The 20,751-nt window shown below is 70.8% G+C and carries 14 protein-coding genes; 8 read left to right on the forward strand and 6 right to left on the reverse strand.

Annotation, left to right across the window (positions count from 1 at the left end):
- Positions 1-563 precede the first annotated feature (563 nt).
- The 4 genes from OG371_RS41865 to OG371_RS41880 all read left to right on the forward strand — a co-directional run bounded on the left by OG371_RS41865 (position 564) and on the right by OG371_RS41880 (position 6,655).
- Positions 564-4,220 (forward strand): family 78 glycoside hydrolase catalytic domain, encoded by a 3,657-nt coding sequence (locus OG371_RS41865; RefSeq protein ID WP_329062398.1) that lies wholly within the window; start codon positions 564-566, stop codon positions 4,218-4,220.
- Positions 4,221-4,340: 120 nt separating this feature from the next.
- The gene (locus tag OG371_RS41870; RefSeq protein ID WP_329062400.1) at positions 4,341-4,886 is read left to right on the forward strand and encodes a SigE family RNA polymerase sigma factor; all 546 of its coding nucleotides are present in this window, start codon (positions 4,341-4,343) and stop codon (positions 4,884-4,886) included.
- Entirely contained in the window at positions 4,883-5,380 is a 498-nt protein-coding gene (locus tag OG371_RS41875) for a hypothetical protein (protein ID WP_329062402.1), read from the forward strand. Before OG371_RS41870 ends, OG371_RS41875 begins: the two co-directional genes overlap by 4 nt.
- 96 nt (positions 5,381-5,476) lie before the next feature.
- Positions 5,477-6,655, forward strand: a complete 1,179-nt coding sequence (locus OG371_RS41880) for a hypothetical protein (protein ID WP_329062404.1) — start codon at positions 5,477-5,479, stop codon at positions 6,653-6,655.
- Between the two features lie 54 nt (positions 6,656-6,709).
- Here the strand turns inward: OG371_RS41880 and OG371_RS41885 are convergent, their stop codons facing one another.
- Together OG371_RS41885 and OG371_RS41890 are read right to left on the reverse strand one after the other, a co-directional pair.
- Complete coding sequence (locus OG371_RS41885; protein ID WP_329062406.1) at positions 6,710-8,986, reverse strand: M4 family metallopeptidase; 2,277 nt, start codon at positions 8,984-8,986, stop codon at positions 6,710-6,712.
- Between the two features lie 405 nt (positions 8,987-9,391).
- Positions 9,392-11,149, reverse strand: coding sequence for a DUF1003 domain-containing protein (locus tag OG371_RS41890; protein WP_329062408.1), 1,758 nt, complete (start codon positions 11,147-11,149; stop codon positions 9,392-9,394).
- 469 nt (positions 11,150-11,618) lie between these two features.
- Here OG371_RS41890 and OG371_RS41895 point away from each other — a divergent pair, with 469 nt between their 5' ends.
- From OG371_RS41895 to OG371_RS41905, 3 genes are all read left to right on the forward strand, one after another.
- On the forward strand, positions 11,619-12,107 hold the full coding sequence (locus tag OG371_RS41895; protein ID WP_329062410.1) for a DUF3558 family protein: 489 nt from the start codon (positions 11,619-11,621) through the stop codon (positions 12,105-12,107).
- A 243-nt stretch (positions 12,108-12,350) separates the two neighbouring features.
- Entirely contained in the window at positions 12,351-14,159 is a 1,809-nt protein-coding gene (ggt, locus tag OG371_RS41900; RefSeq protein ID WP_329062413.1) for a gamma-glutamyltransferase, read from the forward strand.
- 330 nt (positions 14,160-14,489) lie between these two features.
- On the forward strand, positions 14,490-15,527 hold the full coding sequence (locus OG371_RS41905) for an NADPH:quinone reductase (RefSeq protein WP_329062415.1): 1,038 nt from the start codon (positions 14,490-14,492) through the stop codon (positions 15,525-15,527).
- Between the two features lie 144 nt (positions 15,528-15,671).
- On the opposite strand, the gene OG371_RS41910 is transcribed toward OG371_RS41905, so the two are convergent.
- Positions 15,672-17,540 (reverse strand): hypothetical protein, encoded by a 1,869-nt coding sequence (locus OG371_RS41910; RefSeq protein ID WP_329062417.1) that lies wholly within the window; start codon positions 17,538-17,540, stop codon positions 15,672-15,674.
- A 234-nt stretch (positions 17,541-17,774) separates the two neighbouring features.
- Here OG371_RS41910 and OG371_RS41915 point away from each other — a divergent pair, with 234 nt between their 5' ends.
- Complete coding sequence (locus OG371_RS41915) at positions 17,775-18,209, forward strand: nitroreductase family deazaflavin-dependent oxidoreductase (protein ID WP_329062419.1); 435 nt, start codon at positions 17,775-17,777, stop codon at positions 18,207-18,209.
- Between the two features lie 215 nt (positions 18,210-18,424).
- Here the strand turns inward: OG371_RS41915 and OG371_RS41920 are convergent, their stop codons facing one another.
- From OG371_RS41920 to OG371_RS41930, 3 genes are all read right to left on the reverse strand, one after another.
- Positions 18,425-19,297, reverse strand: coding sequence for an SRPBCC domain-containing protein (locus OG371_RS41920; protein ID WP_329062421.1), 873 nt, complete (start codon positions 19,295-19,297; stop codon positions 18,425-18,427).
- Positions 19,297-19,914: a helix-turn-helix domain-containing protein gene (locus tag OG371_RS41925; protein ID WP_329062423.1), complete on the reverse strand. Its 618-nt coding sequence runs from the start codon at positions 19,912-19,914 to the stop codon at positions 19,297-19,299. The genes OG371_RS41920 and OG371_RS41925 overlap by 1 nt, the downstream gene beginning before the upstream one ends.
- 422 nt (positions 19,915-20,336) lie before the next feature.
- Positions 20,337-20,657: a hypothetical protein gene (locus OG371_RS41930; protein WP_329062425.1), complete on the reverse strand. Its 321-nt coding sequence runs from the start codon at positions 20,655-20,657 to the stop codon at positions 20,337-20,339.
- Positions 20,658-20,751: the final 94 nt, after the last annotated feature.

Here is a 20,751-nt window from a genome sequence, read left to right on the forward strand (position 1 = left end):
CAACCCTGGCCCGGTTGAACGCCGACGTTCACCTGATTGTGCGGCATCCTTCGGCCATACTCACCCGGACAGTGTCCAAACACCACCACGATCACCCATTCGCGAGTAGACGGCGCATCAAAAGCGTGGCCGTCCGGAATCGGCCGATTTCCTTGACGGGGCGCCATTACGGCCGCAAAGTCCTGAAACGTTTCATGCTTTCGCCGAAGCGACACCGGATCGATGGGTCAGCGGAGACAAGAAAACCGGCTACGACTTGGTTTCCGATCACCGGAACCGGCCGCGAGTACGACAATCCGCCGACACGGAGTACTACCGCCCTGACCACAGTGGATCAGTTGCTGCCGAGCCGAGCCGGACCGAACCGGCCTGGAACCTGAAGTTCGACACCAGCGTCCACCCCACCCGAAGTCCGGTAGCACGTTCCCGCCCGACCGCGGTCCCGGTTTCTTGCGACTACTGGAGTATTGCGATCACGTGATCAGCTGATTACAGTCTGAAGACAGCAAGGATTGAAACGTTTAAATCCCCCGCTGTCCCCAGTCCGTCGTTAGGGAGCCCGCATGCTGCCCTCGCACCTCTGGCGAACGACCGCCGCCGCGCTTGCCGCGGTATTGGCCCTGTCCGCCGCCTCCGCCCCGCCTGCCGGTGCCGCGCCGCCGGTCCAGCTCACCGGCGCGCACTGGGTCTGGTACCCGGAAGGCTCGCCCCGCGTCGCCGCGCCCGCCGCGAACCGGTACTTCCGCAAGGCGTTCACCGTGCCCGCGGGCGCGGTCAGCGACGCCCGCTTCGTGGTGACCGGCGACGACCTGGTGGACGTCTGGCTGAACGGCACGCCGCTCGCCTCCTCGGCCCGCACCGAAGGCGCGTGGCGGACCGCGATGTCGGTCGACCTGCGGCCCGCGCTTCGCCCTGGCGCCAACACGATCGCCGTCTCCGTGCGCAACACCGGCGGGGCGGCCGGGCTGCTCGGGCACCTGCGGGTCACCACCGGCGCGGGCACGACGGACCTGATCACCGACGGCAGCTGGAAGACCGCGAAGACGGTGCCCGAGGGCTGGGAGCAGCCCACCTTCGCCGACGCGGGCTGGACGAGCGCCCGTGACCTCGGCGTCTACGGCACCGCTCCGTGGGCCCGCACCATCGCGGTCCCCGATCCCAACGCGGCGTCACCGCTGATGGTCGCGAACGGGACCGTCAATCAGCAGAGCAGCCCGCTCGGTATCGATCCCGCGCAGGCGCGGTTCGGCTGGCAGCTGGGATCCGGGACGGCGGCGGAACGACAGTCCGCGTACCAGATCGTGGTGTCCGCGAAAGGGCGCGACGTCTGGGACAGCGGCCGGGTCGAGTCCGCGCAGCAGGCCGACGTGGCGTACGGCGGGCCCGCGCTGACGTCGCTGACCGCGTACACCTGGCGCGTGCGGGCGTGGGACAGCCAGGGCCGCGCCGGTCGCTGGAGCGCGACGCAACGGTTCGAGACCGGTCTGGCCGCGCCGGCCACGGAGTGGACGGGTGCGTTCATCGGCCGCGCCGGCACCGGCCCGGACCTCGCCGGGGCGAGCTGGATCTGGTACCCGGAGGGCGATCCGGCGGGCGGGATCCCGCCTGCGACGCGCTTCTTCCGCCGCACCCTCGACCTGGCCACGGCGCCGTCGAAGGCCACGCTCGTGGTGACCGGCGACGACAGCGCCACTGTCTGGGTCAACGGCGTGCAGGTCAGCGCGTCGCCTCGCGTCACGGATTCGTGGAAGCAGGCCGCCGTGGTGGACCTCGGCGGGAAGCTGACCGCCGGGACCAACACCATCGCGGTGCAGAGCGAAAACACCACACAGAGCCCGGCCGGGCTGATCGCCAAGCTGACCGTGCCCGGCGGACCCACCGTGGTCACCGACGGCGGCTGGAAGGCGAACCAGACCGGCCCGGACGGCTGGGAGAAGAGCGGCTTCGACGACAGCGCGTGGACCGCGGCGCGCGCGGTGGCCGCGTACGGCACCGGCCCGTGGGGCACGAACGTGACCGTCAGCTCCCCCGCACCGTTGCTGCGCAAGGGTTTCACCGTCACCAAACCGGTCGCCACCGCGCGGCTGCTGACCACCGCGCTGGGCCTGCAGGAAACCCGGCTCAACGGCGCGAAGGTCGGCCAGGACGTGCTCGCCCCGGGCTGGACCGACTACACGAAACGCCTGCAGTACAAGGTTTACGACGTCACCGGGCAGATCCGCCAGGGCGAGAACGCGCTCGGCGCCTCACTCGGCAACGGCTGGTACTCCGGCAGCCTCGGCATCGCCGGCTCCCAGCGTTACGGCACCCAGCCGTGGTACTCGGCGCAGCTGGAGCTGACCTACACCGACGGCAGCAGTTCCGTCGTCGCCACCGACGGCAGCTGGAAGACGGTCGACGGGCCGATCCGCGCCGACGACCTCTACCAGGGCGAGACCTACGACGCCCGCCAGGACGTCGCGGGCTGGGACAGTCCCGGGTTCGACGACCAGGCCTGGGCGAACGCCGGGGTGCGTACCGGAGCGAAGCCGAACCTGGTGTCCCAAGTGGACAACGGCGTGACCGTGCAGCAGGACTTCCACCCGGTCGCCATCACCCAGCCCAAACCGGGCGTCTGGGTGCTCGACATGGGCCAGAACTTCAGCGGCTGGAACCGGCTCTCGGTGACCGGGCCGGCGGGCACCACCGTGACCATGCGCCACGCCGAGGTGCTCAACCCGGACGGCACGATCTACACCGCCAACCTGCGCGCGGCCCAGGCCACCGACCGGTTCACCCTGGCGGGCACCGGGAAACCGGAGACCTACGAGCCGCGGTTCACCGTGCACGGCTACCGGTACGTCGAGCTGACCGGCCTGCCCTCGGCGCCCACCGCGGACACCGTCACCGGGCGCGCGATGTGGACCACCGGCGCGCAGACCGGCACGTTCACCTCGTCGAACCCGATGGTGAACCAGTTGCAGCACAACATCCTCTGGGGTGAGCGCTCGAACATGCTGTCCATCCCGAGCGACTGCCCGCAGCGCGACGAGCGGCTGGGCTGGACCGGCGACATCGGCATCTTCGCCGGCACCTCGACGTTCAACCTCGACGTGCACAACTTCCTCGGCAAGTTCGCCGACGACCTGGTCGACGCCCAGCACGACGACGGCTCGTTCACCGACGTGGCGCCGGGCGTGCTGAGCGGCTCCGGCACGGCGGGCTGGGGCGACGCGGGCGTCATCGTGCCGTACACCCTGTGGCAGCGCTACGGCGACACCAGCGTGATCACCGAGCACTTCGACGCGATGGTCAAGTGGGTCGAGTACCTGCGCGCCACCTCGGGCAGCGACCTGATCCGCGACCACCCGACCTACGGTGATTGGCTCAACGTCAACGACAACACCGCGCAGGACGTCGTCTCCACCGCGTTCTTCGCGTGGTCGGCGCGGCTCGTTTCGCGGATGGCGGCGGCCACCGGCCACACCGCCGAAGCGACGAAGTACGGCACGCTGGCCGATCAGGTCGGCGCGGCGTTCACCGCGAAGTTCGTCGCCGCGGACGGGACGGTCGGGGCCAACACCCAGACCGCGTACGTGCTGGCGCTCGCCTTCGGTCTGCTCCCGGCGGACCGCGTCCAGGCATCGGCGGACAAGCTGGCGGCGAAGGTCGCGGCCACCGGCGGGCACCTGAGCGTCGGGTTCCTCGGCGTGGAGAACCTGCTGCCGGTGCTGGCCGACCACGGTCACGCCGACGTCGCGTACCAGGTGCTGCTGCAGCCGGACTTCCCCGGCTGGGGCTACATGATCGGGCACGGCGCGACCACGATCTGGGAGCGCTGGGACGGCATCAAGCCGGACGGCTCGTTCAACGACCCGGGCATGAACTCGTTCAACCACTACGGCCTCGGCTCGGTGGGCGACTTCCTCTACCGCGAGGTCGGCGGCCTGTCCGCGGCCGGCCCGGGCTACTCGTCGCTCCTGGTGGCGCCGCGGCCCGGCGGTGGCCTCACCTCGGCGAAGTCGGCGTACCAGACCCCGTACGGCGCCGCGTCCAGCGAATGGTCGGTCTCGGGCGGGAAGCTCACCCTGCGTGTGACGGTCCCGGCCGGGGCCTCGGCCACGGTGAAGGTGCCGACCAGCCGCCCGGACGCGATCGGCTACCCGGCCGCGGCGGTGCCCTCGGCGCCCGGCACGTTCTTCGTGCCCGGCGGTTCGTACGTGTTCAGCGCCCCGGCGTGAGCCGTCAAGGCCTCCTTACCCGCGTCCCACGCGGGTAAGGAGGCCTTGACGGACCTTCCTGTGACCCGAGTCACCACATGGTCATGCAACCCGCTGAGGGCCCGGAGACCTGTACCCGGTGTGGAGCCGGACGCGGGGGCGCGGTGGGAGGACGAGTTCGTCGCGTACGTCGCGGCTTCCTCGGCCTACCTGCGCGCGACTGCGTTTGTCCTCTGCGGGGACTGGCACCGCGCCGACGATCTGCTGCAGGTCACCTTCCTCAAGCTGTACCGGGTGTGGCCGCGGCTGGTCCGGCGCGGTGAGCTGGACGGCTACGCGCGGCGGATGATCGTGCGCGCGTTCCTGAGCGAGAACCGGCGGAAGTGGCGCTCGCGCGAGCACCTGCCCGGCGAGCTGCCCGACGGGCCGGCGGCGCCGGAATCCGACCACGCCCAGCGCCTTTCCGTGCGCGCGGCGCTCGACGGCGTGCCCCCGAAGCAACGCGCGGTCCTCGTGCTGCGTTATTGGGACGACCTCAGCGTCGAGGAAACCGCCGCCGTCCTCGGCTGCGCGACCGGGACTGTGAAGAGCCAGTCCGCGCGCGGCCTGGCGACGCTGCGCAAGCTCCTCGACCCCCATCAGCTCGGGTACTTCCCCAGCCTCGCACCCCAGGAGGAGCGCGCATGAACGACGAAGAAGCACGCGCGGTGATCCTGCTCGCCGGCCCGGTGGACGAGCCGCCGCCCGGCGTGGACCCCGAGCGGCTGCTGGCGGCAGGCCGAAGACAACGTCGTCGGCGCAGCTTGGCGGTGGTCGGCGGCAGCGCGCTCGCCACGGCGTTGTTCGTGGTCCTGGTCGTCTCGGCGACGGTCAGCCAGGCCGGGCCTGCGCCCACGCGACCGGCGGTCCAGCCGCTGACCACCGCTCCTGCGCCCGTCCCGACGACCGCCCTCGGGCCGACCACGGCGCCCAGCACGACCGGCGAAGCGCCCACCACCGGCCACTCGTCCGGCACCACCACCGGACACCCGCCGTCGAGCCCCACCGGCGCCCCCCACACGACGGCCACCGGCGGCAAACCCACCGGCACCACCACGCCCCGCACGACCACCGGCGCACAGGGACCACCGACTTCCACCGGTGCCTTGCCCACCCACACGACGTCCACCAGCCGGCACTGACCCGGCCCACGCACCGTCACCGACCCCACCGGTGTCCCGGCCGCACCTCGGCCGCCGGTATCTTCGCAGTTGCCCGCACCACCAGGAAGACCTGCCTTGACGACACTCGCAGAACCGGCCGCCCCTGCCCGTCCGGTGATCCGCTGGTACCAGCGGCCGTATGTCCGCACGATCGGCGTGTACCTGCTCGTGCGCGCGTTCGGCGTCGCCGTGCTCGCGATGTTCGCCGCGAAGACCGGGCAGCCGCTGATGGACCGGCTCACCGCGTGGGACGGGCAGTGGTACCTGGACCTGGCCAACCACGGGTACTTCGGCATCACGCGCGGCCTCTACGACGCGGCCGGGAACTACGCGCCGAACACCCCGCTCGCGTTCTTCCCCGCCTATCCGATGCTTGCGCGGGTCCTCGCGCCGGTGACGTTCTCGAGCACGCTGGTGGCCGAGCTGCTGCTGAGCGCGATCGCCGGCTGCCTGGCCGCGTGCGCGATCTTCCGGCTGGCCCGGCTGGTCGACGGGCGCGAGCGGACCGGGCTGCTGCTGGTGGCGCTGTGGGCCGGCGCGCCGATGGCCATCACGCTGTCCATGACCTACACCGAGGCGCTGTTCACCGCGTTCGCCGCCTGGGCGCTGGTCGGGGTGGTCGAACGCCGGTGGCTGCTGGCCGCCGCGTGCTGCGTGGCCGCGGGGCTGACCCGGCCGACCGCGACGGTGCTCGTCTGCGTGGTCGGGCTCGCCGCGCTGATCGCCTTCTTCCGCACGCGCGACCGCTGGCAGACGCTGGTCTGCGTCGTGCTGTGCCCGCTCGGGCTGTTCGGCTTCTGGACCTGGGTGGCGATCGAAATCGGCAACCCCACCGGCTGGTGGGACCTCGAGCGAAACAACTGGTGGACCCACTTCGACGCCGGTCGTGAGGCGGCGCAGTTCGCCTGGGCCAAGCTGGTCCCCGGCGCCTCGGTGATGGAGACGATGACCGTCTTCATCGTGCTGGCCGGGGCGGTGCTCGCCGTGCTGCTGTTCCGGACCATGCGCCCGCTGGCGCAGTGGTGGCCGCTGGCCGCGTACGGCGCCGGGATGCTGGTGCTCGTCATCGGCACCGCGGGCCTGCCGTCCGCGAAGGTGCGGTTCCTGCTGCCCGGCTTCATCCTGCTGTACCCGGTCGCCCGCGGCCTCGCCGCCCGCCGCCCGGGCACCGCGATCGCCACGGTCGCGGGCTTCGTGGTCCTCGGCAGCTGGTTCAGCGCGTACGCCCTCACCGGCTGGCACTACACGATCTGAGCGCGCGGAAACGGGCAGGGAGTCGGCTTCCCTGCCCGTTTCCGCGTTACCGGGTCAGCTCAGGGTCACCGCCAGGTCGTCGAGGACGAAGGACGTCTGCAGGGACGCGTCCTCCACGCCGGTGAACTTGAGGGCGAGTGTCTGGCCGGCGAACGACGACACGTCAACGGTCTTCGTGGCGTAGCCGCTGACCTGGTCGACGTTCGAGTAGCTGGCCAGGGTGGTGCTGCCGCCGGCGACGGTGAGCTTGTCGTAGGCGGTCGACCCCGTCTCGGCGGTGTCGATGTGCAGCGAGTACGTCAGCGTGGCGTGGCAGCCGGCCGGGATGCTCACCGACTGGGCGAGCGTGTCGGTGTGCGACTGGCCGTAACCGTCGAGCCAGGCGTTCCAGGTGCCGCCGTGGGCGGGCTGCTGGGTGCCGTTCTGCGCGATCACGCCGCTGGACGCCGTCCAGCCGGTGGCACCGGATTCGAAGCCGGGGTTGACCAGCTTCTGGCCGGAGCAGCCGGTGGAGGTGCCGACCGTCCAGCTGAACGTCGCGGTCCCGCTGTGGGCCGCGCTGTCCTTCGCGGTCACCGTGACGTTCGACGTGCCCGCCGTGGTCGCGGTGCCCGAGATGGTGCCGGTGGAGGCGTTGATCGACAGGCCGGCGGGCAGGCCGGTCGCGGACCAGGTGTACGGCGCGGTGCCGCCGCTGGCGGTCAGCGGCAGGTTGACCGCGGTGCCGGTCGCCGTGGACTGGTTGCCCGGGCTGGACACCGTGACCGTGCCGGTCGCGCTGCACGTCGGGTCACCCGACTGCGCCGGCACGCTGATCGCGGCCCACGCCGCCTTCACGGTGTTGAACTGGGTGCAGCTGCCCGGGAACAGGTTCTTCGCCGCGGTCAGCGTCCAGGTGCGGTACTTCAGGTACGAGCTCGCCGTGGTCTTCAGCAGCATCGCGTTGTAGAAGATCTTGACCGCGTCCTGCACCCCGAGGCCGGTGATCGTGGAGCTGTTGCAGGTGGGGCTGGTCGGCTGCCCGTTGGTCGGGTTGGTGCCTTCGGCCAGCAGGTAGAACCAGTGGTTGCCGGGGCCGGCCGAGGCGTGCACCTCACCGCCCGGAACGGAGCTGTCGTAGCAGTTCTTGTCCCCGAGCGCGGACGGGTTGTACATGTTGCGGATCGGGCCGCTGCCGACGAGGTTGACCTGCTCGCCGACGAGGAAGTCCGGCACGTCGTAGGGCGAGGGCTCGTTGGCGAACCACTCGGTCGAAGCGCCGAAGACGTCGGCGACGAACTCCTGGGTGCCGTTGCCGGAGATGCCGCCCGGGGTGTGGTCGTCGATGCCGTGCCCGTGCTCGTGCGCGGCGACGTCGATCGAGCCGATCCACTGGTTCGCGGTGTTGTGCCCGATCTGGACCTGGGACCCGTCGTAGTAGGCGTTCTCGTCGGCCAGGCCGACGCGGATCGGCCAGCCGCCGCCGTTGCCGTCGAAGCTGTTGCGCCCCAGCCATTGCGTCAGCATCTTGTTCTCGGTCTGCACGGCGAACAGCGCGTCGACGCAGCCGGTCTCACGGCTGGTGGCGTCGCCGTTGCCCCAGTGGTCGCTGGACTTGGTGAAGGTCGTGTTGTTCGCGGCGTCCTGGCAGCTGACATTGGTCAGCGTGGGGTCCTTGAGGCTGTACGTGGAGCCCGATTGCGTGGTGTTCAGGGGAACCGGGTTCGGCCCGTTCCACGCGCTGTTCCCGTCGCCGTGCAGGACGTGCTGCTGGGTGTGCAGGACCTTGCCGGTGGCGGCGTCGACAACCACGTCGAGGCGGCTCGGGCCCTCGGCGTCACGGCCGACGACGGTGCTCTCCCAGGCGAGCCGGGGCGTGCCCAGCGCGTAGGTGACCAGGTGCGCGGCGCCGACACTGTCCACTGTGGGCACCTGCTGCCGGGCGGTCGCCTCGGCCTGCGCCTTGGGCACCGACGGGGTGGTGCTCGGCAGGTTGATGGTGGCGTCCTGCGCGACCGAGGTGCCGACGACCTGGCCGGTCGAGTCGGTGGCGACGACGAAGTCACCGCCGACGACGGGCAGGCCCCGGTAGGTCCGGTCGTACGGGACGTACTTGAGCCCGTTGGTGGAGGAAATCACGGTGTGCGGCACGAAAACGTCGTCCGCGCTGGCGTGCAGGGCGGCCGGCCGGGAGGCCACCAGCCCGGCCGCGGCGCTGACGGCCATCGCGTCGGCGGTCTGCGCGGCGGCGGCGGGCGCCGCCGGCTGCGCCTGGGCAGTCGGAGTGACGGCCAGCGCGGCCGCCAGGACACCGGTCGAACCGAGAACGGTCAAACGTCTCAGTTTGTTCATCAAGAAGCTCCTCCGGGCAGGACGGACACGGCCCGGGATCACCAGGCCGTGCACTGTCGGGGTGAAGACCTGTCGGGGTTGGGGAAACTCACTGTGTGAAAACGGGGTGAAGTGGAGCGTGGAACGGAAATCAGGATCCGGCGCGGACACCGGGGAAACAAGCGACGAAGGTAGTGATCTCATCAGTTGACGACAATAAGTCACATAAAGGATATTTCGGGAGTGCCGATCAGCGGAAAGTGTTGGCATGACTGAAGACCAGGCCGCGCAGGACTACGCCGAATGGCGTCGGCGCCCGCCCCGGCGTGAGCGGGGCAGGCACCGGGACCGTCGTGGAAACGCAATCGGGGAAGGCGCGGCGAAACAAGTCCCGGCACTGAGCGCCAGGTCAATTTTCCCGCCGGATCAGTTTTCGCGCCGGGTCGCCTTCCGGACGGCGTCGATCGCCTCGCTCTCCGCGTGGGTGCGGCGCTGGGCTCCGAGGCCGAGGAATCCGCCTTCCTGGTTCGCGTCGGCGACCACGGTCGCGACCTCGACCAGGAACTCCCGGAAATCCGGCAGTTCCGCCGGCGCGGTGCGGGCGACGATGGCGGCGGCCGAGCTGATCGCCTCCAGCGCCGGCGGCTGGTAGTCGGCGTACTTGATTCCCGGCCGCAGCCCCGTTTCGAAGGTGCACGCCGCGGTGAGCTCGCGAATGAGCCGTCTCGGGTGCGTGACGCTGGCCTCGCGCAAAGTCTTGATCAGGGCGAACATCTCGTCGGAGTCGACGCCGCCCACGGCGAGGGCCGCCAGCATTCCCGCCGACATCATGGCCCGCTGCAGGACCTCCCGCTCTTCAGCGGTGAAGTCCGCTTCTCCCGCGCCGTCCCGGGCTCGTCCGTCACGGACCACCTGCATGCCCACACTCGCCACCAGGCCGGGAATGCCGCGCGCCACATGCAGCCGCCTCGCCCGCGTCTGCTCGGGAAGCTGGTCCCAGGGCGCGAGATCGGGCAGCATCCGGTCCCGGGGCTCATTTGGCGGGACGGACGGCTGGTCGGCCAGCCATCGTTCGTGCTCCTGCCGGGCCAGCAGCGCCACTTCGCCCTCGTCGAGAGTGATGGTCAGGGCCGAGTCGAAGGCGGGCACCATCACGCAGCCGACGGTGGCCAGCTGTTCCCCGAGCTGCCGGGCCTGTGCCTGGGCCATCGCCTTGCGCTCCGGCGGCAAGTGGTCCCACCGCGGCGGCAGTGGGCCGCGGTAACGGGCTCGCAGCCCGGCTCCGCGTTTCGTTTCGTGGCCGGCATGGCTGTCGGCGTCGTGAAACGCCCGGGCGAGGTCCTCGATCAGCTCGCCACGGGTGTAGCGGCTGAGGTCGTCGATGAGGCGGTCCTGCGCGACCAGCCGCGCCTTCATCCGCCCGCACTCGTGCAAGATCGCCTCGCCGTTGTAGAACGTCTGCTCGGAGCGGCGGTCGCCCGCCCGGCCGAGCACCCCCTGGCCGACCATGATCACGATCATGAAGATCAGCTGGGCGAGGGTGGACAGGAAGGACATGAACGCGAACGGGTAGGGATCGAACCGCTGCACGCCCAGCGCCGCCAGCCCCATCCAGATCACCTGGGTCCCGGCGGCCGCGTAGAAGGCGGCCATGCTGCCCAGCCGCTGGGTCAGCCACGCCGCGACGCGGTCGTTGGCGGTCACCTGCTGGTCCAGCGCCTGGGCCGGGGGCTGCACCTGGTGCCGTTCGATCCACGGGTGCGGGCTCGACTCCAGCAGGCTGACCCCGCGGCTGAGCGCCTGGTCGTGCCGGTCGAGGTGCTGCTGAAGGTCCGCGATCCGGGCGAAGATCGCTTCGGCGTTCTCGTAGGTCTGCACCGAACGGCGGTCCGCGGCCCGGCTCAGCACCCGTTGCCCCACCAGGATCACCAGGCACAGGACGAGCTGCACGACGTTGTCCAGGAACAACAGGAACGCGAACGGATACGGGTCCGCCGCGTGCAACGGGCCCCAGGTCGCCAGCGCCATCCACCCCGCGACGACGACCAGCACCACGTACAGCGCGGGCATCGAGCCCACGACCCGGGTCAGCGCGGCCGCCATCGCGCCGTTGAGGCCGACCCGCTCATCCGCGGTGGTGACCGGATGCTGGCGCGACCGGGCCCGGCGGCCGGTGTTGCTCACAGGTTCTCCCCATCTGGTCAGAAAATCGCGGCGACTTCTCGTCGTCGCGAAGCCCTGCCATTGTGGACCCCGCCGGGAATTGCCGCAGCCACCACCGGCGGCGCGTCGGCGAAAGGGGAGGTGAAGAAGATACCCGTTGTGCCACAAGCCCAACCCGGAGAAACGACCGGATAGCGGCCGGTGTCCGATCGTTGCAGGGAGACATTATCCGGAAAGTGCTGACAGGACGCTGAGAGAGCTTCATGGGCGCACGCGGCTTGACCCGGTAGCGTTCCGGTGCAGCGAGAAACCGCCTCGGGGTCCGGAGCTCGATCGGCCGCGGGCACGGGCGAACTCGCCAGGGACGACGATGGAATCGCATCGAGCGGCGCCCGTCGTGGCAGAGGTGAGGCGGTGAGATGCGCGGCAACCGGACGGCGGCACTCGCGGCGGCGGGCTTGATGACAGGCTTGGTGGCGCTGACGGCCGGATGCTCGGCGCCCGCCCCGCGGCGGCGCCACCGCCGACGTCCACTGTGGACCCGCTCGACCTGTCCGCCTTCCGGGACGCGCCGTGCGGCCTCCCCGGCGACGCGGAACTCGCCCGTTTCTTCCTGGCCGTGCCCGGGCGCCTCACCCCGGCAGCCGCTCTCACCGAATGCGAATGGGCTTCGGCCAATCCGCGGGCCCCTCGCTACCAGGCCGCCGTCGACCTGAATTCCGGCGGCCTCCCCGGTTTACGGCGCCGGACGCCGTTCGCGCCGGACGGCCCGGCCGCCATCCACGGCTACCCGGCGGGCCACGTGGCGGCGGGCCGGACGGCCGGCTGGTGCACAGTGGACGTCGGGGTCGCGCCGGACACCGTGCTCCAGGTGAGCGTCACCATCCCCGCCCCGGGCGTCCTTTCGGACGACCCGTGCACCGACGCCGACCAGTTCGCCGGCGCCATCATCGGCTTCCAGGGCCACCGGGCGCCGTGACCGTCCGGTGAGCGCCGGCCACGGCCCGCGCTCGCCGGCCACGCTCCGCGCCGGCCACGGCCCGCGCTCATCTGAGCGGCCCGGCCCCGCCCGTGCCCTAAATCCGGCTCAAGTCCATTTCGCTCGCGCGGCCATAGTGCTAGACCTGGCCTGCCAAGTTCGCGAGTTGCCTCGAGGTGTCGCGGCCGCCAAGGTCCGGCGGGCGGGCACGGACCGGCCGCCTCGCCCCGGGAAGGGATGCTCATGCGTACCAGCAGGAACTTCAGAGCCGCGGTGTCGATCGGCCTGGTCGCCGGTCTTGCCCTGGTCTCGGCCGCGGCGCCGGGGTCGGCGCAGCCCGCGCGGCCGCTGCCCGCCAAGCAGCCGGTCGCCGAGGGGTCGGGCGGCGCGGTCGTGTCCGACACCGCCGAGTCGACGCAGGCCGGCATCGACGTCCTGCGCCGGGGCGGCACTGCCGCGGACGCCGCCGTCGCGGTGGCGTCCACGCTCGGCGTCACCGATCCGTACGTGGCCGGGCTGGGCGGTGGCGGCTACTTCGTCTACTACGACGCCAAGACGAAGAAGATCTCCACCATCGACGGCCGTGAGGCCACTCCCGCCGCCGACAGCCCGACGATGTTCATCGACCCGGCCACCGGCAAGCCGTACGCCTTCGAGACCGCCGTGGAGAGCGGCCGCTCGGTCGGCGTGCCCGGCATGCTCGCGACCTGGGAGCGCGCCCTGCAGCGGTGGGGCCGGTTCAGCCTCGCCGACAACCTGCGCCCCGCCGAGGAGGTCGCCGACCGCGGCTTCGTGGTCAACCCCGCCTTCGCCCAGCAGACGCAGCAGAACGCGCAGAAGCTCGGGCACTTCAGCTCCAGCGCGCAGCTGTTCCTGCCCGGTGGCAAGGCCCCGGCGGTCGGCTCCGTGATGCGCAACCCCGACCTCGCCGCCACCTACCGGCAGATCGCCCGCCAGGGCACCGGCGCGTTCTACGGCGGCTCGATCGGCCGTGACGTGGTGGGCACCGCGCAGAACCCGCCGCTGGCGCCGAACGCCCCGATCCAGAAGATCACCGGGCCGATGCAGCTGTCGGACCTCAAGGCGTACCAAGCGCTCGACGGGACGCCGACGCACATCAACTACCGCGGTTACGACGTCTACAGCATGGCGCCGTCGTCCAGCGGCGGCATCACCGTCGGGGAGTCGCTCAACATCCTCGGCAACTACGACCTCGCGCACATGGACCGGGTCCAGGCCCTGCACCACTACCTGGAGTCCAGCCGGCTCGCCTTCGCCGACCGTAACCGCTACATCGGCGACGCGCGTTACGTGAACGTTCCGCAGCAGCAGTTGCTCTCGAAGTCCTTCGCGGCGACCCGGGCCTGCCAGATCGACCCGGCCAAGGCGGGCAAGAGCCCCGTCGCCCCCGGTGACCCGTACTCGACGACCGGTGGCTGCAAGACCGTGCCCGCCGCGTCATCGGACAGCAACGAGCAGCACACCAACCACTTCGTGGTGTCCGACCGCTGGGGCAACGTCGTGTCGTACACGAACACGATCGAGCAGTCGGCCGGCAGCGGCATCACCGTGCCGGGCCGCGGGTTCCTGCTCAACAACGAGCTGACCGACTTCAACTTCGCCCCGACGCAGGGCACCGCGCCCGACCCCAACCTGCCCGCGGGCGGGAAGCGGCCGCGCTCGAGCATGTCGCCCACGATCGTGCTGCAGGACGGGAAGCCGTTCCTGGCCGTCGGCTCGCCGGGTGGCGCGACCATCATCACCACGGTGCTGCAGGTGCTGGTCAACCGGCTCGACCTCGGCATGACCCTGCCGCAGGCGATCGCCGCGCCCCGCGCCTCCCAGCGCAACGCCGCGACCAGCGACGCCGAACCGGCGTTCATCGCCCAATCCACGACGGCGGGGCTGCAGGCCCTCGGCCAGAGCTTCACCGACGTCGGCAGCATCGGCGTCGCGGCCGGCCTGGAATTCCTGCCCCACGGCCGGATCCTCGCGGCAGGCGAGCCCTCCCGCCGCGGCGGCACGGCAGCGGCGGTGGTCTCCCGGCACTGACCCTGACCCGCTGACCCGCACTCCGATCGGACCCGCAACCCGGGCCGACCCAGCGGGCAGCCGGTCGGCCCGACATCCGGGCCGACCCTCGGACCCGCCGTCCGGCCCGCTTCCCCGACCGGGCCGGACGGCGCCCCGGCCCTGTCCGCCCGCGTGCCTCACCGGCCGCGGGCGGGCGGGGCCTTCCACATTCCGGCTCCGCCTGATCCGGCGTTCGCCCGGTCCGCCTTGTCCATTCGGCCGTCCCGGCCCGCGCCTCCCCCGCCGACCTGCGGGCAGATCCACAGCACCGCGGGAATAACCCGCCGCCGCGCGGTGATTGCACTGTGCATGAGAGCTGTCACTTACCGCAGTCCCGGTGGTCCCGAGGTGCTTTCCCTGTCCACTCGCGAGGCTGCCGAGCCCGGGGCCGGCGAGGTGCGGGTCCGCATCGTGGTGTCCGCGGTGAACCCGACCGACTGGAAGCAGCGCCAGGGCGGGGGTGTCGTCGCCGCGGGCGAATCCGGGGAGACGGTGCCCAATCAGGACGGTGCGGGGGTCGTCGACGCGATCGGGACCGGGGTGACCGGCATCGAGGTGGGCGACCGCGTCTGGGTGATCCTCGCGGCCGCTTACGGGCCGGCGTCCGGCACCGCGCAGGAGTACACCGTGCTGCCCGCCGACCACGTCCTGCCCCTGCCCGACGGCGTCGGGTTCGACGAGGGTGCCAGCTTCGCCATTCCGGGCCTCACCGCGCACCGCGCCCTGACCGTCGCCGAAGGCGGGCCGGACCGGCTCTCCCCGGGCGCGCTCGAAGGCACCACGGTCCTGGTCGCCGGGGGCGCCGGCGCGGTCGGGAACTCCGCCATCCAGCTGGCGCGCTGGGCCGGGGCGACGGTGATCACGACCGTCAGCACCGAGGCGAAGGCCGCGCTCGCGAAGGCGGCCGGCGCCCACCACGTCCTGCGCTACACCGAGCCCGGCCTCGAGGACACGATCAAGCAGCTCGCGCCCGACGGCGTGGATCTGATCGTCGAGGTCGCCGCGGGTGTGAACGCCGAGCTGGACTCACGGGTGCTGCGGCCCCAGGGCACCGTCGCGATCTATGGCGACGACGGCGGGAACGGCACGGTCGGCCTGTCGTTCCGGGCCAGCGCGTGGGTCAACGCGCGCTACCAGTTCGTCATCCTCTACACCCTCGGGATCGGCGAGCTCCGCGCCGGCGCCGAGTCGATCTCGGCCGCCATGGCCGGCGGAGCCCTCGCCATCGGCGAGAAGACCGGGCTGCCGATCCACCGATTCCCCTTGGCGGACACCGCATCCGCGCACGCGGCGTCGGAGAACGGGGCCGTCGGCAAGGTCCTGATCGACGTCACCCCCGCGGGCTGAGCCCCGGGTGGCCGGTACGAGGGGTGCCGGCCACCCGGAACCCGGCGCGGTGGCGGGGGCAGCAGAAAGGCCGCCTCCCCGGAGCGGATCCGGGAAGGCGGCCTGGGTTCTGCGACGAAATCCGTCAGTGCATGACGGACGGGGTCACGGGTAGTTCGTGACGTTCACCGGCTTGGTGCCGTCCGGCGTGACGTCACCCGTGTCGTTGACGACGTGCGTGATCGTGCCCCGGTGGTTGAGCGAGACCGTGAGCAGGCTGTGCAGCTTCACCCCGGCGTTCTGCGGGACCTCGAACGCGTGGGCGCTGGCCACCGCGGGGTTGGTGTCGAAGAAGCAGTAACTGCCCAGGCCCCAGGCCTCGTGGGAGGTCACGTTGTCGCCCACCTTGTACGCCGCGTAGCCGGTGACCCCGGGCGCCGAATTCCACGAGCCCTGGTCGGGCACGTCGTAGGGCATCTCGTTCTGGAAGAAGATCGTCTTGCCGCCCTGGCCGTTCCAGATCACCTGGAACTTCTGGTAGTGCTCGACGAACAGCCCGGTCGCCTCGACGTTGTCGCCGTTGACCAGCACGCCGGTGTCGGCGGTGTTGGTGGTCCAGCCGACCGTGCCCGGGTTGCCGTGGTCGGCGCGCCAGGCCCAGACGTGGTCGATGATCGTGTTGTTGCTGTTGACCACCAGGCTGGTGGTCGCCTTGCCGGCGATCTGCCCGCCGACCCGGAAGAACACGTCCTGCAGCGTGGCCGGGTCCTTCGAGTGGTCCGCGGACCCGCCCTGGTAGCCCACGGTCAGCAGGGAGTTCGAGTTGGCCGTGCCCGCGTCGAACAGCAGGCCCTTGACCCGGACGCCGTCCACGTCGGCGACGTGCATCGCGTCCACGCCGTTGTCCGGCACCAGCGTCGGGTAGCCGACGCCGAGCACCACAGTGTCGGGCCGGGTCACGTTCAGCGTTTTGTCCAGGTGGTAGGTGCCCGGGGTGAAGAACAGGTTGCAGCCCGAGGAAAGCGCGTTGTTGATGGTGTCCGCGGTGTCGCCGGACTTGACCACGTAGAACTGGGTCATCGGCACCGAGTCACCCGGGGTGTCGCCGTTCGCCCAGCTCGGGCCGGAGGCGTTGGTGCGCAGCGCGGGGCGGAACACCTGGTAGTTACCGCTGCTGTCGACATAGAGGTACGGCACGTCGCGCGAGACCGGCGTGGTGTCGAGCGTCGTTTCCGGCGGGGTCGGGAAGGTGTTCGCCGGCGCGCCGCTGGTGCCGGAGAAGACCATGTTCCAGACGCCGCCGTCCCAACTGCCCAGCGCGGAATCCCGCGTGTACCACTGCTGCTGCGAGATCGACGCGGCCTGGCCGGAGACGCGGGTGTCGGCGAGGTAGCCGCCGCTGGCGTAGCCGTAACTCGCCGGGAAGAGCTGGAGCCCGCCCTTGATGTCCATCCGGCGGAACGGCGCGGCCTGCGAAACCGCCCACCGGTCGTTGCCGCTGGACGGGGTGACCGCCATGTTCTCGGCCGAGCGCCAGAAGTTCTGCAGCGCCGAGCCCTGGTCCGACGGGTTGAACGCGTCCACGGTGATGTCACCGTTGATCTGCACGTCGTCCGGGTTCTTGCCCAGGCCGGCGACCGAGGTGTAGTAGCCGACGTTGTCGTGCACACCGTAGGTGCCCGGCTTGAACAGGTGCGCCACGCGGCCCTCGGAGAACTGCGCGGTCTGCGTGTCCTTCTGCGCGTCGAAGTCCTTGTCGAGCTGCGCCTGGATGGTCGCGGCGGGCATGCTCGGGTCGAACACGTGCACGTTCGGGCCGAAATCCGGCTGCGCGGGCTGACCGGTGCAGTCCGCCTGCGTACCGTTCCCCGCCAGAGGCCGGTCGGCCTCGGCCGCGGCGCCCGGGATGCCGAGTCCCGCCGCGGCCAGCAACGCCGCAGCGGTCAGGGCGACCGCGGCGACCGGGCCACGGCGGCCGCGCAGCAGCCGTCCCGGTAGCCGTCCTCGTTGTGACTGTCCAAAGGTCCGGTCCACGCCGTGACACCTCCGCCGTTGGGGATTCACCGACCATATATTTGTTGTTCGCGACAACAAAGTAGCTTCCGGGGAGGAATCCGGCAGTCACGGTTGGGTAACATTTGTCTGGACCAATGATCGAGAACGGGCTCGGCGGTGTTTGCCGTGGCCACGGCCGTACCAGCCGCGCGGAGATCACGTTCACCCGGCCCGGCGGGAATAGTGACTGTCCGCGTCGGGTTGACTTCGGGCATGGCCGATGAGAAAGCGGAGCTCAGCCCCACGGGCTGGGTTCAGGACCAGACGAAGACCATCCTCGAGACCGGCACCACGGAGGGCCTGCAGGTGGCCGGCTCCCCGATCGTGCTGCTGACCCTGCGGGGCGCGAAGTCCGGCAAGCTGCGCTACACGCCGGTGATGCGCGTGGAGCACGAAGGCAGTTACGCCGTGGTCGCCTCCAAGGGCGGCGCGGACGAGCACCCGGTCTGGTACTACAACATCAAGGCGCACCCCGAGTTCCCGCTCCAGGACGGGACCGTGACCAAGGACTACGTGGCCCGCGAAGTCGAGGGCGAAGAGCGTGCCGCGTGGTGGGAGCGCTCGGTCGCGGCCTATCCCCCGTACGCCGATTACCAGAAGAAGACCGATCGTCAGATCCCGGTCTTCGTGCTCGAGCCCAAGGCCTGATCCACGGTTGGCGCCCCGCGGTCCCTTTCACGGGGCCGCGGGGCGCTTTGCTTTTTCGGCTGGGTTTCTGGGCCAGGGCGTGTCTGGCAAAGGTTGTGGGTCGCTGTGCGGCGGGCCGGCTCGGTGTAGCGGATGACGCTTCCCCTGCACTCAGTGCAGGGAAAGCGTCATCCGCTACCGGCGGCAGCCGCGAGACCGGCTTTCTCAGACACGCGCTAGTCGACGGTCAGCAGGCCGTCGGGAATCCCGTCGAGGCCGACCTCGACCCACCTCGTCCGCCAGTTCTCGACCTCGTGGAAGCGGCGCAGTTCGGCCAGGCCGGCGAGCGCGCCGAGCCAGCCGTCGTACGGCGGCCGGGCCTCGTCGAATCCACTGTGGACGAACGTCAGCCGGGTGCGCCCCGCCGAGTCGTCCAGCTCCCAGGACTGGACCATCTCGCCCCAGTCGACCGTCATCGAACGGCCCGGCTGGAGGTCGACGATGTGCGCTGGGGTGTTGTTCGCCTCGAACCCGCCCATCGCCCAGCGGCCGCCCGGGCGCAGCTCGGCCTCGACCTTCGCGCCGAACCACCGCGAGAACTGCTCCGGCTCGGTCAGCGACTCGTAGACCGCGAGCCGATCGGCGTTGATCACGATCTCGTCGCGCAGCACCGAGCTGGTGAAGTCGCACAGCGCGACCGGCTCCCGCCCTTCGGCGTGGTCAGCCAGGTTGACCAGGGCCAGCGCCCAGTAGGTGTGCATCAGGCTGCGGTCGCCGGGGGTGCTCAGCGCTTCGGGCCAGCCGATCACCTCGGTCTGGGTGAGCGTCAGGAGAGTGGACCCGGCCGGCTCGGCGGTCAGTCCGATGTCGACGGTGGTGGTGACGCCGTCGAGGTCCCACTCGAAGCGCAGCGAGCTTTCATCGACGTGCAGCAGTTTTTGGTGTGGCGCCTCGCCGTTCGGGGTGAAGCGGCCCCAGAACCGGAACTGGCCGGAGTCGGCCTCGGCGTGCTCGGCGAGCCAGACCCGCAGCGCCGCCGGGTCGGTGAGCGCGCGGTGCACCTCGGTGGGCGGGGCGGCGATCCGGATGCTCTTCTTCAACGTGGCCATCAGTCTTCTCCCGGTGAGCTTGAGTCGTCCTCGTTGTGGGGGCGGTCGGGGTAGCAGGCGACGGCGAGTTTGAACGCGTCGCCTTCGGCACCGCCGTACTTGGTGAAGAGGTCCTGCAGAGCGGACTTGAGGTCGGCCATGAACTCGGGCCGCCGGTCCGGCCGCACCCGGATCGCGCCGGAGACCCCGAGCGACGGCAGGTCGGGCTCTTGCTTTTCCGGCTCGACGGCTCGCTGGGCCGCTTGTACGTGGAGCGCGGCGACGTCGGACTGGACCTCTTCCATCAGGTCGAGCAGGTAGCCGAGGCTGGCCTCGTCCCGGTGCTGACGCCGGCCGATCCGCCCGACCAGGCGGGGGGAAAGCCAGTAGGCCCGCGCGGTGGCCTGGTACACGCCCTCGTTGATCCCGCGCACCCGCCGCTCGTCGACCCGGGTGACCAGTCCCTGCTCGACGAGCCGTTTGACGTGGTAGTAGACGCGCTGCTGCGTCTGATCCAGCCGAGCGGCGACCTCAGTACAGGACCGCGGCTCGGCCAGCTGCCGCAACACCTCGATGCGCTGCGGCTTGAGGAGCGTCTCGGCCTGCTCGACGCGCTCCAGGTAGAGGAGGTCTCTCATCACAAAAATCATCTTGTACGTACAAAATCTTTTTGCCAATAGGCCGTGAGCGACTTGGGTCGGAGGTTGCTGCTGCGTCAGGACCGGCGATCGGGCCACTGCCGGCGTGCCTTCGCAGCCTGCCCGGCTACGGCGTCCTGCCTGATCGGAGCCGCTGCCCACCCACCCCGGCACGGCTTCGTGGCCTGCCCGGCTTCGGCACCCGGCCGAGTCGAGCCTGCTGCCCACCACCCGGCACGGCCTCGTGACCTGCACAGCATCGGCGCTCGGCCTGGTGCTGTGACTCGGACGGTCGGCGGGGTTTGGTCAGGGTGGTCCGCTCGCCGTCAAGGCCTCCTTACCCGCGTCCGACGCGGGTAAGGAGGCCTTGACGGACTCTCCGGCTGGGGACCTGAGCTAGCAGCCAACGTGCGCGGCGCGGCCTAGGCGGAGCCGAACCAGCCGCTGTAGTGGTTCGCGCGGCGGGGCCTCGGGGCCGGCGCCTGGCGGGGGATGCGTTTCGGCAGGCTGTGGCGCGGGATGACCAGGGTGTCCTGGTCGAGCCAGCGCGGGAAGCATTTCGCGCAGCGTTCGCAGCCGGGGCCGTCGGCGTCCAACGTGCACACGGCTCCGCAGGCGGCGATGCCGAACACCTTGCCGTCCACGCGCAGCTGGTCCGAGCCTCCGTAGACGTCGTGCAGCACACCGCAGTGCAATACCGCGCGCCACACGCCGCTTTCGAGCCGATCTCTTGTTCTCCCCATTTCCCTGCCCGTAATCAACGGCGCGACCTGACCCGGGCGATTATGGGAATAATCGCCGCGCCCGCGCGCTCCGGTTGTTGTCCGATAACCCCTG

This window comes from Amycolatopsis sp. NBC_01480 (assembly GCF_036227205.1).
Taxonomy (GTDB): domain Bacteria; phylum Actinomycetota; class Actinomycetes; order Mycobacteriales; family Pseudonocardiaceae; genus Amycolatopsis.

Coding starts and splice junctions, on each gene's coding strand:
- OG371_RS41875 (WP_329062402.1), top strand. CDS start 4,883: ATGAACGACGAAGAAGCACGCGCGGTGATCCTGCTCGCCGGCCCGGTG.
- OG371_RS41865 (WP_329062398.1), top strand. CDS start 564: ATGCTGCCCTCGCACCTCTGGCGAACGACCGCCGCCGCGCTTGCCGCG.
- OG371_RS41895 (WP_329062410.1), top strand. CDS start 11,619: ATGCTCGGCGCCCGCCCCGCGGCGGCGCCACCGCCGACGTCCACTGTG.
- OG371_RS41905 (WP_329062415.1), top strand. CDS start 14,490: ATGAGAGCTGTCACTTACCGCAGTCCCGGTGGTCCCGAGGTGCTTTCC.
- OG371_RS41930 (WP_329062425.1), bottom strand. CDS start 20,657: ATGGGGAGAACAAGAGATCGGCTCGAAAGCGGCGTGTGGCGCGCGGTA.
- OG371_RS41925 (WP_329062423.1), bottom strand. CDS start 19,914: ATGAGAGACCTCCTCTACCTGGAGCGCGTCGAGCAGGCCGAGACGCTC.
- OG371_RS41920 (WP_329062421.1), bottom strand. CDS start 19,297: ATGGCCACGTTGAAGAAGAGCATCCGGATCGCCGCCCCGCCCACCGAG.
- ggt (WP_329062413.1), top strand. CDS start 12,351: ATGCGTACCAGCAGGAACTTCAGAGCCGCGGTGTCGATCGGCCTGGTC.
- OG371_RS41885 (WP_329062406.1), bottom strand. CDS start 8,986: ATGAACAAACTGAGACGTTTGACCGTTCTCGGTTCGACCGGTGTCCTG.
- OG371_RS41915 (WP_329062419.1), top strand. CDS start 17,775: ATGGCCGATGAGAAAGCGGAGCTCAGCCCCACGGGCTGGGTTCAGGAC.